Origin of the sequence: Candidatus Rubrimentiphilum sp., from assembly GCA_035710515.1 — a bacterium.
Taxonomy (GTDB): domain Bacteria; phylum Vulcanimicrobiota; class Vulcanimicrobiia; order Vulcanimicrobiales; family Vulcanimicrobiaceae; genus Rubrimentiphilum.
Genome location: DASTDE010000001.1, coordinates 646352 through 658897 on the forward strand (window position 1 = coordinate 646352; position 12546 = coordinate 658897).

General features: G+C 61.6%; 15 protein-coding genes. 13 read left to right on the forward strand and 2 right to left on the reverse strand.

Features of this window, described 5'->3' with window-relative positions; genetic code table 11:
• Nucleotides 1-5: 5 nt before the first annotated feature.
• The 11 genes from VFO29_03245 (at nt 6) to VFO29_03295 (ending at nt 9591) form a co-directional block, all read left to right on the forward strand.
• Complete coding sequence (locus VFO29_03245; GenBank protein HET9392530.1) at nt 6-1244, forward strand: aspartate kinase; 1239 nt, start codon at nt 6-8, stop codon at nt 1242-1244.
• A gap of 12 nt (nt 1245-1256) precedes the next feature.
• Complete coding sequence (gene dapA, locus VFO29_03250; GenBank protein ID HET9392531.1) at nt 1257-2156, forward strand: 4-hydroxy-tetrahydrodipicolinate synthase; 900 nt, start codon at nt 1257-1259, stop codon at nt 2154-2156.
• A gap of 103 nt (nt 2157-2259) precedes the next feature.
• Complete coding sequence (locus tag VFO29_03255) at nt 2260-3000, forward strand: WecB/TagA/CpsF family glycosyltransferase (GenBank protein HET9392532.1); 741 nt, start codon at nt 2260-2262, stop codon at nt 2998-3000.
• A gap of 1 nt (nt 3001) precedes the next feature.
• On the forward strand, nt 3002-3976 hold the full coding sequence (locus tag VFO29_03260) for an NDP-sugar synthase (protein ID HET9392533.1): 975 nt from the start codon (nt 3002-3004) through the stop codon (nt 3974-3976).
• Complete coding sequence (locus VFO29_03265) at nt 3976-4839, forward strand: alpha/beta hydrolase (GenBank protein HET9392534.1); 864 nt, start codon at nt 3976-3978, stop codon at nt 4837-4839. The genes VFO29_03260 and VFO29_03265 overlap by 1 nt, the downstream gene beginning before the upstream one ends.
• A 172-nt stretch (nt 4840-5011) precedes the next feature.
• Nucleotides 5012-5434: a hypothetical protein gene (locus VFO29_03270; GenBank protein HET9392535.1), complete on the forward strand. Its 423-nt coding sequence runs from the start codon at nt 5012-5014 to the stop codon at nt 5432-5434.
• A gap of 10 nt (nt 5435-5444) precedes the next feature.
• Entirely contained in the window at nt 5445-6539 is a 1095-nt protein-coding gene (ribD, locus tag VFO29_03275) for a bifunctional diaminohydroxyphosphoribosylaminopyrimidine deaminase/5-amino-6-(5-phosphoribosylamino)uracil reductase RibD (protein ID HET9392536.1), read from the forward strand.
• Nucleotides 6532-7131, forward strand: a complete 600-nt coding sequence (locus VFO29_03280) for a riboflavin synthase (GenBank protein ID HET9392537.1) — start codon at nt 6532-6534, stop codon at nt 7129-7131. The genes ribD and VFO29_03280 overlap by 8 nt, the downstream gene beginning before the upstream one ends.
• Complete coding sequence (locus VFO29_03285) at nt 7128-7553, forward strand: thioesterase family protein (protein HET9392538.1); 426 nt, start codon at nt 7128-7130, stop codon at nt 7551-7553. Before VFO29_03280 ends, VFO29_03285 begins: the two co-directional genes overlap by 4 nt.
• A 14-nt stretch (nt 7554-7567) precedes the next feature.
• Nucleotides 7568-8587 (forward strand): zinc-binding dehydrogenase, encoded by a 1020-nt coding sequence (locus VFO29_03290; GenBank protein ID HET9392539.1) that lies wholly within the window; start codon nt 7568-7570, stop codon nt 8585-8587.
• Nucleotides 8584-9591: an alcohol dehydrogenase catalytic domain-containing protein gene (locus tag VFO29_03295; protein HET9392540.1), complete on the forward strand. Its 1008-nt coding sequence runs from the start codon at nt 8584-8586 to the stop codon at nt 9589-9591. Before VFO29_03290 ends, VFO29_03295 begins: the two co-directional genes overlap by 4 nt.
• On the opposite strand, the gene VFO29_03300 is transcribed toward VFO29_03295, so the two are convergent.
• Nucleotides 9592-9762 (reverse strand): hypothetical protein, encoded by a 171-nt coding sequence (locus VFO29_03300; protein HET9392541.1) that lies wholly within the window; start codon nt 9760-9762, stop codon nt 9592-9594.
• Nucleotides 9763-9830: 68 nt separating this feature from the next.
• Nucleotides 9831-10169, reverse strand: a complete 339-nt coding sequence (locus VFO29_03305; GenBank protein ID HET9392542.1) for a hypothetical protein — start codon at nt 10167-10169, stop codon at nt 9831-9833.
• Nucleotides 10170-10536: 367 nt separating this feature from the next.
• On the opposite strand from VFO29_03305, the gene VFO29_03310 reads away from it, so the two are divergent.
• Nucleotides 10537-11955, forward strand: coding sequence for a bifunctional 3,4-dihydroxy-2-butanone-4-phosphate synthase/GTP cyclohydrolase II (locus VFO29_03310; GenBank protein ID HET9392543.1), 1419 nt, complete (start codon nt 10537-10539; stop codon nt 11953-11955).
• Entirely contained in the window at nt 11952-12428 is a 477-nt protein-coding gene (gene ribH, locus VFO29_03315; GenBank protein ID HET9392544.1) for a 6,7-dimethyl-8-ribityllumazine synthase, read from the forward strand. The genes VFO29_03310 and ribH overlap by 4 nt, the downstream gene beginning before the upstream one ends.
• Nucleotides 12429-12546 lie beyond the last annotated feature (118 nt).

Genomic DNA, 12546 nt, shown 5'->3' on the forward strand with positions numbered 1-12546 from the left:
AGCAAATGAAGATCGCCGTTTTAAAATTCGGCGGCACGAGCGTTTCGACGCCAGAGACGCGGGGTACCGCGGTTGCGCACGTGCGCGAAGCGATCGAGCGGGGCGAATCGCCGGTGGCGGTTGTTTCCGCGATGGGCCGCGCGCCCGAACCGTACTCGACGGATTCTTTGCTTGCGCTGGTTGACGGCGCCGGCTCCCCCGCGAATGCCGATCTCTTGCTTTCTTCCGGAGAGCTGATCGCAGCCGCGGTCTTCGCGTGCGATCTGGAACGCGAAGGCATTCCGGCCATTGCCATGAGCGGCGCACAAGCCGGCATCATTACGAACGGAAAGCACGGTGATGCGGAGATCATTCGAGTCGAACCGCAACACGTGCGCGAAACGATTGAGGCGAAGGTCGTGCCCGTGATCGCAGGCTTTCAAGGAATCAGCGAGCGCGGCGAGATCACGACGCTCGGCCGCGGCGGAACGGATCTTACTGCTATCGCACTCGGCCATGCGCTCGACGCCGAACGGATCGACATTTACACCGACGTCAGCGGCGCGATGACCGCCGACCCGCGCCGCGTTGAAGGCGCGCACACGATCGACCGCGCTAGCCTGGAAGAGATGACCGAACTCGCGCAACACGGCGCGAAGATCATGCACCACAAAGCTGCGGATTACGCGCAGCGCACGCAAACGCCATATGGCATTCGCAGCCTGAAAACCGGCGAGGGTACCGTGGTCGACGCGCGGCTTGAACCGCGGCGTCCGGTGACGGGCGTCACGGCATCCGGCCGCGTGACGTGGATTCGCGCCATCCGCGGCGACATCGAAGACCGCCAGCGCCGCATGCAATTGGAGATGCAGATGTTCGGCCGGCTCGCGGATGCGGGCATCTCGATCGACCAAGTCACGATCAATCAGGCCGGCGTGATGTTCGTCGTCGATGGCGACCGGGGTGAAGCGATCCGGAGACTGCTCGGCGATCTGAACCTCGCCGTGCGCGTGCGCGAGGCGTGCTCGAAGCTTTCGGTCGTCGGCGAGGGGATGCGTTATGAACCCGGCGTGATTCATCGCATCGTTTCCGCGCTCTCGGCCGCCAACGTCGAGATCATCCATTGCACCGACAGCAGCATCACCGTCTCGATTCTCATACCTTCGGACGACGCCGCCCGCGCCGAGCAAGCCGTCCATGACGAATTCCACCTGGAGCGTCATCCCGAGGTATCGAGGGACCCTGAACTTGTCGAAGGGGCGTAGAAGGAACCATTTATGACTAACCTTGGTACGATTGTCACCGCGATGATTACACCGTTCGACGATCGCGGCGAAGTGAATTACCGCGAAGCCGGACGGATCGCAAGATGGCTTGCAGAGCGCGGAAATGACGGGCTCGTGATTGCGGGCTCGACCGGCGAGGGCCAAACGCTCACGCCCGATGAGCGCGTCCGCATGTTTGCCGCGGTGAAGGAAGCGGTTGGCGACGGCGTAGCCGTGATTGCCAACGCCGGCAGCAACGATACGCGCGATTCCGTGCACGCGGTAAGGGCCGCCGAAAAGGCCGGTGCCGACGCGATCCTCGCGGTCGTACCCTATTACAACAAACCCCCGCAAAGTGGAATGATCGCGCACTTCGGCGCGATCGCGGACACCACGCGTCTGCCGATCGTCATCTACAACATCCCGGGGCGCACCGGCGTGAATATGTTGCCGGAAACGTTGCTCGAACTCGCGCGCAGGCACAAGAACGTTGCCGGTGTGAAAGAGTCGAGCGGCGATCTCAAACAAATCGGCTTCATCCTGCGCGACCGCCAGCCCGGCTTTACCGTTTGGGCGGGCGACGATCACTTGTTTTTGCCGTGTCTAGCAATGGGCGCTGACGGCGTTGTCGGCGTGGCCTCGCACCTTTGCTCGCGCGAGTATGTTGCAATGATAGCGGCCTATCGCAACGGCGATGCGGACGAAGCCGCGCGCATCCACCGATCGCTGCTCCCGCTTATCGATGCCTTGTTTGCAACGACGAGCCCCATTCCGGTGAAATGGGCGATGAACCAGCTCGGATTTAGCGCCGGCGAATGTCGCCTGCCGCTCGACTCGATGCCCGCGGATCTGGTGCGCAATCTGCAACCGCTACTCGCGCCTTATCGCGAAGCGGCTGCCTTGTCATCCTGAGGTAGTAGTGTCATGGTGAGCCTGTCGGGTTGTCATCCTGAGCCCGTCGAAGGGCACCCCCGAGCAGGGCGCCGGTGGCGCCCGTGACGAGGGGCGCGCAAAGTTGCAAATTCTAGGTTGTAAGCTCGATCCGATCGACGCCGATGAAGCGACGGATGCGATTCTGCGCTTCGCAAGAGAAGGCACGGGCGCGCAGATCGTTACGCTCGGGACGGAGATGGTGGTTTATGCGCAGCGCGATTCGCGTTATCGCGAAGTCATAAACCGCAGCGCCCTCTCGCTGTGCGATACGGTAGGACTACTCGCAGTCGCCCGTGCGCGAGGCGCGAAACTGCGCGAGCGCGTTACCGGCGTAGAATTGATCGAGCACCTCTGCGCACGCGCAGCAAGAGAAAACGTTCCGGTGTACCTACTCGGTGGTTCGCCCGGAATTGCCGATGGCGCCGCGCAGGTGCTTCGCTCTCGCTATCCGGGCTTGCAAATCGCCGGAACGCACGACGGCTATTTTTCGGACGCCGAATCGCCCGCAATCGCCGCAGCTATCCGCGCGAGCGGTGCACGCCTGCTCTTCGCTGGAATGGGTTTTCCGCGACAAGAGTTTTGGCTGGCCGACCATTTGACGCAAACCGGCTGCGGAGCCGGGATCGGAGTCGGAGGCTCGCTCGATGTGATCAGCGGGAACGTACAACGCGCCCCCGACCGTTGGCGCAAGGCGCACGCCGAGTGGCTCTACCGCTTGGTAACGCAGCCGCATCGCTGGCGCCGCCAACTCGCGCTTCCGTATTTTGTGCTGCTCGTCGCACGCGAGGATCTACGCACGCGCTTCGCGCGGGGAAAGACGTAAGATGCGCGCGATGATCTTGGCGGGTGGCTTAAGCACGCGCCTTTATCCGCTTACCAAACAGGTGCCCAAGCCTTTGGTTCCCGTGGTTGGCGTCCCCAACGCGACGCATTTGATTCGCTACCTCGCCTCGTACGGTTTCAACGAAATCGCAATCAACGTTCACTACTTGGCCGACATGATTGTGGCGGCGCTGGGCGACGGCTCGGCGTATGGCGTGCGGCTGGAGTACCTGCACGAGAAAGAACTGCTGGGAAGTGCCGGCGCAGTGAAGCAAATGGAAGCCTTCCTAAGTGGCGACTCGTTCGTCGTCATCGGGTGTGACGACCTGACCGATATGCGTCTTGATAACGTGGTAGCTTTCCATAAGGAGCGCAAGGCGCTCGCGACCATCGGCCTAGTGCAGCGAGAAGAAGTAGACCAGTACGGCGTCGTCGTGACGGATGGTTCGGGTAAGATTACCGGCTTTCAAGAGAAACCGGCCAAAGGCACCGAGCGAAGCAAGCTCGTGAACACCGGCATCTATGTTTTTACGCCGGAGATTTTTGGGCATATTCCGGCTGGCAAATTTTATGACTTCGGCAAGGACGTCTTCCCCGCGCTGCAGCAGGCCGGCGCCGCGTTTTACGGCTTCGATGCGCGCGGCGCGCATTGGCACGACATCGGCACGCCGGGCGAGTATCGGAGCGCCACCAACGACGTGCTGACGGGGAAATTACGCGTGCCCGGATTTTCAGTCGATGGAACGGTGTGGGTCGGCCCGCACGCGACCGTTGCAAAGACCGCGCACATCGATGGTCCGAGCGTCATCGGCGATCGCGTAGAAGTCGGAGAACGCGCGCGCATCGAGCGATCGATCGTTTGGGAAGGCGCGCGGATTGGCAAAGATGCGGTTCTGCGCGATTCGATCGTCGGCATGAACTATGATGTTCCGTCCGGCACGACGCTGGACAACGCAATCGTCGCCAACGACGCCTAATGACGAACGGGTCGGGCTTACATGAAATGCTGTGTGCGTTTCGCCAAACGCACACAGTACGTACGGATGTGATTGCCGGGCATACGTGGGACGCCATTGAATGCGGGTCCGGCGAATCCACGGTCGTGCTGCTGCCGGGCGGCGGCACCAGCGCTGAATCTGAATTCCCATTGATTGCGGCGCTTGAGCCGCACGCTCGCGTGTTGTCAGTTGGCTGCCCGTCGACCGTGAGAACCGTCCGAGAGGCAATTGACGGACTAAAAGCGCTGCTCGATCGCTACGGCGTGCAGACCTGCTTTCTGCTCGGGCATTCCCTCGGAGGCATTCTTGCGCAGTGCTTCGCGCTGACGTTTCCGGAGCGCGTCGACGGCTTGATACTCGCTAATGTCGCCAACTATTCGCGTTGGCGAGGAAAACTGATTAAAGCGATTGTCAGCTCGGCGCGGTATTTGCCGAGAAAAGCCGTTGTCGGGCTATTGAGTGCGCGAATCAACAGTTTGCTGAAGGGCCACGCCGATCGTGAGTTTTGGCTCGCATACTTCACCGAAGGCGAGCTCGCTCGGGTGGGTTCGGAGGGCATCGTGAATCGCGGTGCGTGCGTTGATGATGCCATCGAGCATTGGTCGTCCGCGGCCAAACCAATGAAACCTTGGGACGGACCTATCCTCATCCTGGAATCGGATAACGAGACGGGCTTTACATCGGCAGAACGCAAAGCGTTTCGTGACCACTATGCGCACGCAAAGGTCCACACGCTCTATGGAGCCGGTCACCTCAGCAATCTGACGCGAATGGAAGAATTCAACGCAGCCGTGCTTGATTTTATCAGGCGCAGGGGTGGGCAAAAAGCGCACAGCGCGTGATTGATGTCACGTGGCGTTCCGCGCAATACTCGATTTTGTCTTTCCTCCGCAATGCGGTGGATGTGAAGCGTTGGGCTCCGGCCTGTGTGAAAGATGTCTGCCAAGCGTCCCAATTATTCGTCGATGGCTCGCGTCGCTTGAGATTAGTGCGCTAGGTCGCTACGATGGCGGCTTGCGCCGCGCAATCCTTGCGTTAAAAAACGGCCGGCGCGACGTCGCGGAGGCGTTCGCTCTCCGCCTTGCGCCTTCGATCGATGCGCATAGCGCGATCGTGCCTGTGCCCACAACCGCCGCGCGCCGCCGGCAGCGCGGGTTCGACGGCTGCGAATTGATCGCGCGCCTTGCGTGCGTAGGCGGAACGCCCGTTATTCCGGGCCTGGCGCAAGTGAGGGGCGAAACCCAGCGCGGGCGTGGGCGCGACGAGCGCTTGAAAGTGCGTACGCGCTTCGTTTGGCGCGCTGAGCCGTTGCGTGGCAAGTGCATCGTGCTTCTTGACGACGTGTTAACCACCGGCGCAACGCTCGAAGATTGCGCGGCGGTCGTGCGTGCAGCGGGCGGAATCGTCCAAAAAGGGATAGTCATCGCTACGGCGTGAAGGCGATGGCGTGACGCCGCTCGATCGCCTCTTTCTGGATCGCGCATACGAACTCGCCGAACGCGGAATCGGAAACACTTCGCCGAATCCGCCGGTCGGTGCAGTCGTCGTGCGCGACGGCGCCGTTGTAGGCGAAGGCTTCCACCACCGCGCGGGCGAGGCGCACGCCGAAGTCAACGCCATAAAGACCGCCGGAGAATCCGCACGCGGTGCGACGCTGTATGTTTCGCTGGAACCGTGCAATCATGAAGGCCGCACGCCGCCGTGTACTGACGCAATTTCGAAGGCGGGACTCGCGCGGGTTGTAGCCGGGACGCTCGATCCCAACCCGAAGACGAACGGCACCGGCGTAAAGCAGCTGCGCGAAAGCAATATTGCCGTTGAAGTACTCGACGAACCGCGCGCCGGAGCGATCGTCGAGCCGTTCGCGCGCGCCATTCGCTCGCACCGCCCGTACGTTTCGCTGAAACTCGCCGTCTCGATCGACGGCTTCATCGCCTCGAAGCCGGGCGTGCAGGAATGGTTAACCGGTGAGGAAGCGCGTCGGTTCGTTCGCGAGTTGCGCATTGCGCACGACGCAACGGCAGTCGGCGCCGGAACGATCCGCATTGACAATCCGCAGCTCACCGTTCGGCCTCCGCATAAACGGTTGCGCGACTACGTGCGCGTCGTTGTTTGCGAGACCGCCCCGGTCGATCCGGCGAGCGCTGTCTTTAAGCCCGAAAAAGGTTACGAAAAGACCATCGTGCTGGCGCCCGCCGGGGCGCGTGACCGATTTGCGGCGCTTGAAAGCGTTGCCGATGTTCTGTACGCCGGCGAAGCGGACGAGGCGCAATTGAACCTGGCCGGAGCGCTGCGCGCGCTGCGCGAGCGCGGAATAACGAGCCTCTTGTGCGAAGGAGGCCCGACCATGGCCGGACACCTGCTTACGAACGGGCTCGTTGATCGTTTCTACTGGATCGTTGCGCCGCGATTTTTGCGCAGCCTAACCGCCGTGCCCGCCTTCACGAGCACGGTCACCGCGAACCTTCGCCTGCAATTCGACCGCGCCGAAATGCTCGGCGCCGATGCGCTGCTCTCCGGCACGATTCACCACAGTGTTTAGCGGAATTATTTCGTTTCACGGCACGGTCGAAAATGTCGAACCCGTAAGTAAGGACGGCATACGGCTACGCATTCGATGCGAAAGCGCGTCCGACGAAGACGTCGAGCCGAAGGATTCGGTGGCCATCAACGGCGTCTGTCTTACGGTGACGGCAATCGATCACGACGTGATCGATTTTGACGTCGTCCCCGAAACCTTGGCGCGTTCTGCATTACGCGATGCAAAAAAGGGCGACACAGTGAACGTCGAGTACGCCTTGCGCGTCGGCGATCGCATCGGCGGCCACTTTGTCTACGGACACGTCGACGCCGCCGCCGAAGTGATCTCGCGAATAGTTGAAGGTCAAGGCGAGCGCATGCGCATCGCGCTGCCGCCGGCGCTGCGACAGTACGTTCGCGAAAAAGGCTTCATCGCCGTTGATGGGGTGAGCGTTACAATAGCCGCCACCGGCGATGCGTGGTTCGAAGTTGCGCTGATTCCGGAAACAATGCGCCGCACAACGCTCGGGCGCCGGGCTGCCGGAGACCGCGTCAACCTCGAGATAGATCCGCTCGCCCGCTACGTCGTGGGTCCTGAGCCGGGCGAAGGATGAGCCGCACATTCGAGAGTCGCGTGCTGGTGCAGTGGGCCGACGTTGATATGGCCGGCATCATGTACTTCGCGGCCTATCAGCGCGCAGTCGAACGCGCCGAGATGGATTTCTTTCGCGAGCTCGGCTTTCCGTACAACGAGGTCTTCGAAAAATACAATATCTGGTTTCCGCGCGTGCATGTCGTCGCCGATTATTACAAACCGGCGGCGATGGAAGATTGGCTGGCGCTGCGCACGACCATCTACCATGTCGGCACCTCGTCGATAAAATGGAAGACCGCCATGCACAACGAGCGGACGGGCGAAGTTGGGGCGCAGATGGACGTTACCGTCGTTTGCATCGATCGCGACACGCACAAGAGCCGGCCGCTGCCGCAGGATATCCGCGATGCGCTGATGGCGTGTCTGGACGAAGTCGATTGATCGCCTCTGAAACGATGCGGGCCGCGGTGTTGCTGCGACCCGGCGTCATCGAACTGCAAGACTTGCCGCGTCCGGAGCCGCCGCCCGGCGGCATGGTCGTCCGCGTGCGCACCGCGCTCACCGACGGCACCGATTTCAAAGCATTTCGCCGCGGCCACCCGCGGATGCCGATGCCGACACCGTTCGGCCACGAATTTTCCGGCGATGTTGTGGCGGTGGATGCGGCAGTCACGGCGTTCAAGCCGGGCGACGCCGTCATGTGCGTTCATACCGCGCCCGACGGCGACTGCTACTGGTGCCTGCGCGGCCAAGAGGAGCTCTGCCGCACGATCATGCCGACGATGATCCTCGGCGCATACGCGGAGTTCATTCAAATTCCGGAGCGCATCGTGAAGAAGAACTGCTATCCGAAGCCGGCAGACTTGCCGTACGCGATCGCGGCGTTCCTCGAGCCGGTGTCATGCGTCGTGCACTCGCTGGATTTGCTGAAATGCCGCCCGGACGACACGGCGCTGATCATCGGCGACGGCGGGTTCGGTTTGCTGCACGCGATGCTGCTGAAACAGCTCGGCGCAACGGTACTGCTCGCGGGCCGGCGCGAGGCGCGGCTGAAAATCGCGAGTGGGCTCGGCATCGAAACGATAAACTCGCGGCGCGAAAACGTCATGGAAGCGATCCGTGCGCGCACCCAAGAACGCGGTGCCGATGTGGTCGTTGAATGTACCGGCCGGGAAGAAGTCTGGGAAGCCGCGCCGGATCTCGCGCGGCGAGGCGGGACGGTCTCGTTTTTCGGCGGGCTACCCGCCGATGCGAAGGCGCTCTTTACGGCCTCGCGTCTGCACTACGACGAAGTCCGGCTAATCAGCCCCTTTCATTTTACGCCGGACGCCGTTCGTCGGGCGCGTGATCTGCTCGTCGAGAGGCGTATCGACCCGACGCCGCTCATCACTGAAACTGTTCCGCTGGCGGAAATCGCCACAGTTTTTCAGCGCTTGAAAGATGGCGAAGGCATTAAGTTCGCGGTGACGCCATGAAACGCAGCGAGAAGATGCGCGCCGCAGTCTTGTACGACGTCGACGATATCCGCATCGAGACGCGCGACGTTCCCAAAATCGGCGAAGGAGAGATTCTCGTGCAGACGCGGGCCGCCGGCATTTGTACCGGCGATATCATGGGTTGGTACATCCGCCGCAAAGCGCCGCTCGTGCTCGGACACGAACCCGCCGGGGTTGTGGTCGAGTCGCAAACCGAGGAGTTCGCGCCCGGCGATCCCGTTTTCGTGCATCACCATGCGCCGTGCTTCGAATGTCGCGCGTGCGAACGCGGCGACTACGTGCAGTGCGCGACGTGGCGCGCGAGTAAGATCGATCCCGGCGGCTTGGCCGAATATTTTCGCGTGCCGCGCGAAAACGTGCGTGACACCCTAAAACTTCCGCAAAACATGCCATTCGCGGATGGCTCGCTGGTCGAACCGTTAGCCTGTGTAATGAAATCGTTGCGGCGCAGCGGCGTGCAGCAGGGTGATACGCTTTATGTCATCGGCTTGGGCGTTATGGGCTTGATGCATGCGCTGGCGGCGCAATCGCAGGGCGTGCAAGTCGCCGGTAGCGATTTTCTCGAAGCGCGGCGGGCTTTTGCTTCCTCGCTCGGTATACGCGCGGTGAGTCCGGAGCAGGGATTTACGGGCGCCGATGTCGTGATCTGCGGACCGGGTTCGCCCGAGGCGCTGCGCAACGCGTTTGCAGCTGCGGCTCCCGGCGGGACGGTGGTGATGTTCACGCCGCTCGAACCGAGCATTCCCTTTACATTCGACCCGAACGATCTCTATTTCAGGGACGTGCGTTTCGTGCCGAGCTACTCGTGCGGTCCAAACGACACGCGCGCGGCGCTCGAGCTTATCGAGAGTGGAGTCGTAACCGCACAGCGTTTGGGCGCGACATATTACCCATTGGAAGAAGCGCCGGCTGCATACGCCGCGCTCCAACGGGCCGAGATCCTCAAACCGATCGTTACGTTCGAACCGTCGCTGTTTTCGTAGCTACCAGTACGGCAGGGCGCCCGTATGACAAGCGCCGTGCGTTACGCACCGGTTGCTAATGAGCTGTTCGTGCGCGACTGCGTTGTTGCGCGCGATGAACAAAACGCTAAGTCCCCCGATGATTACACCGAGGGCGAAAAAAACGACGGCCACGAGGTTACTGCGTTCCACCCCTAATACCTCACTTACCTCAACCCGACTATCGGCAGAAGGCCGCCAAACTTTAGCTCCCTAGGGGACTATTTTCCCTCGCCAATCTCAAAGGTGTTGCTGCCCCGGGACTCGATCGTGCACGGCCCCCTGGGAGAGACGGGCGAGACGTCCCATCGGTCCCCAAAGGTCAGGGCGACCCGATGTACGTTGATCCGGCAGATAGCGCCGGTCTTTTTGTTCTTGAACGTCATATTCGACTGCTGGCGCATCCCCAGGGCGCAGCGGATCAGTTGCCCACGGATTGAGCAGGGCGGGTTTGCGTGTTGCGGCCAGATGTTGCCTGAGCCGTGGATCCAGGCGTCGGCACGAGCAACGGCGGGGATGGAAGCCGCGAGGATCGCGGCGAGAATGGCGAGGTGTTTCATGGCCGCGGCTTCCGCACTGGTCGACTGAACGCCTATTTAGCTGAGATTCACCCACCAGTCGAGCGCCCAAAGAAAAACATAGTTCAGAAGAATGTATAGGGCCGCCCCTACCAGCGCTAGGAGTAGCCGAACCCCAAACTCCTTAGCCGATCTGGGCGGCTGATACCAAACCTTCCACTCAGGCAGCCACGGGATTGGTCTTTCCCGGCTTTCTCCGGTGAGCATGGGGTCTTGTGCGATTTGCTCGGCGAGCGTCGCTTTGTCGTCGCCCATACCCCAAGGATAGCAGAATCCTCGAATGGCGCGCCCGAGACCGATAGCGCGTTTAGCCTTGACAACTGTTAAGTCGCCGCCTTAACCTAGAGGCGTGACCCCCTTTGCCCAGGAGCTCAACGCAGCGATGAGCGCGGCCGGCTTAACCGCCGCCGAATTGGCAGACCGTAGCGGCCTCACCGAAGCCGCGATTTCATATCTGCGCTCCGGCCAACGCGAGCCGTCGTACCGTTCACTGCAGCGGCTGACCCAAGTCTTGCCGGAACTGAACACGACCCTCGAGCAATCCTCGCCGTTCGATTCGATCGAAGACGCCATCAAAGATATCCGCGCCGGCAAGATGATTATCGTGCTGGACGATGAGGATCGCGAAAACGAAGGCGATCTCGTCATGGCCGCGCAGATGGCGACGCCCGAGTCAATCAATTTCATGCGCAAGTACGCCGGCGGTTTGATTTGCGTGCCGGTTATCGCCAAGCGCCTTGACGAGTTGCACCTCCCGCAAATGGTCTCCGAAAATAGCGCGCTGCACGAAACCGCGTTCACTGTTTCGGTTGAAGCGCGCGGCCGCACGACGACCGGCATCTCGGCGCACGATCGCGCCGCGACGATCGCCGCACTCCTCGATCCCGCAACCAAACCGTCCGACCTGCTGCGTCCAGGACACACGTTTCCGTTGCGTGCGCGCGACGGCGGCGTGCTCGTGCGCGCGGGCCAAACCGAAGCCGCGGTCGATCTCGCGCGTTTGGCGGGCCTTTATCCCGCCGGCGTTATCTGCGAGATCATGGCGGAAGACGGCAAGATGGAGCGGCTCGACGGTCTGGTCGCGTTTGCGAAAAAACACAACCTCAAACTCGTGCTGGTGAAAGATCTCATCGCCTACCGCTGGCGCACGGAAAAGCTGCTGCATCGCATCGCTGAATTCAAACTTCCGACGCCGCTCGGCGAATGGACCGGCTACGCCTACGAAAACAGCATCGACAAGAATACGCACGTTGCGTTGGTGATGGGCGAGATCGGTGACGGCAAAGACTTGCTCGTGCGCGTCCACTCCGAATGTTTAACCGGCGACGCGTTGCACTCGATGCGCTGCGACTGCGCCGACCAGCGCGACGGCGCGATGCGGATCATCGCCGATGAAGGGCGCGGCGTCTTTCTGTATCTGCGACAAGAAGGCCGCGGTATCGGCCTGGCCAACAAATTGCGTGCCTACGAATTGCAAGACAAAGGCGCGGACACGGTTGAAGCCAACATCGCGCTCGGCCTGCCGGTCGACAAACGCGACTACGGTATCGGTTCGCAGATTTTGGCGGATCTCGGCGTGAAAGAGATGCGCATCATCACGAACAATCCGCGCAAGATCTTCGGCCTTGAAGGCTATGGCTTGAAAATCGTGGACCGCGTTCCGATGCAGACGCCGTCGACGCAATTCAATCGCAAATACATGGCGACCAAACGCAGCAAGCTCGGCCACATGCTCGAGCCCGCCTTGCCGCACGGCGACCATCCGTGAGCCTCGATTGCAGCGGTAAACGGTTCGCCATTATCGTTGCGCGGTTTTATCCGCAGATCGCCGATTGGCTTGAAGAAGGCGCGCGCCGCGGGTTAGCCGAGTGCAACGTACGCGAGCAAGACGTCACGACCTACAACGTCCCGGGCTGCTTTGAATTGCCGCTGGCCGCCAGCCGCCTCATCGCGGCGGACAAGGCTGATGCAATCGTCGCGCTCGGTGCAGTCGTGCGTGGGGAGACGGCGCACTTCGATTACGTCGCGGGCGAAGCGGCGCGCGGCATCATGAACGTCCAGGTGGCAACGGGCGTCCCGATTGGCTTCGGCGTGCTCACCACCGACACGCTCGCCCAAGCCGAACAGCGTGCCGATCCCAAGCGCGGCGACAAGGGCTATCACGCCGCGCTGGCGGCCGCGACGCTGCTGGGCATACCGCCCGATTCAGCCCGCGAAAGCGTAGGATTCCGCCGCGCTTAGGGCGGATACCAAGGGCCTGCTACTACCCGGAGGCTCGTTTCCTTTGGAAGACAAGACCATCACCTGTAAAGACTGCAGTCGAGATTTCGTTTTCTCCGTTCGCGACCAGCAATTCTAC

Coding starts and splice junctions, on each gene's coding strand:
- VFO29_03260 (HET9392533.1), top strand. CDS start 3,002: ATGCGCGCGATGATCTTGGCGGGTGGCTTAAGCACGCGCCTTTATCCG.
- VFO29_03290 (HET9392539.1), top strand. CDS start 7,568: ATGCGGGCCGCGGTGTTGCTGCGACCCGGCGTCATCGAACTGCAAGAC.
- VFO29_03265 (HET9392534.1), top strand. CDS start 3,976: ATGACGAACGGGTCGGGCTTACATGAAATGCTGTGTGCGTTTCGCCAA.
- VFO29_03295 (HET9392540.1), top strand. CDS start 8,584: ATGAAACGCAGCGAGAAGATGCGCGCCGCAGTCTTGTACGACGTCGAC.
- VFO29_03245 (HET9392530.1), top strand. CDS start 6: ATGAAGATCGCCGTTTTAAAATTCGGCGGCACGAGCGTTTCGACGCCA.
- dapA (HET9392531.1), top strand. CDS start 1,257: ATGACTAACCTTGGTACGATTGTCACCGCGATGATTACACCGTTCGAC.
- VFO29_03305 (HET9392542.1), bottom strand. CDS start 10,169: ATGAAACACCTCGCCATTCTCGCCGCGATCCTCGCGGCTTCCATCCCC.
- VFO29_03285 (HET9392538.1), top strand. CDS start 7,128: ATGAGCCGCACATTCGAGAGTCGCGTGCTGGTGCAGTGGGCCGACGTT.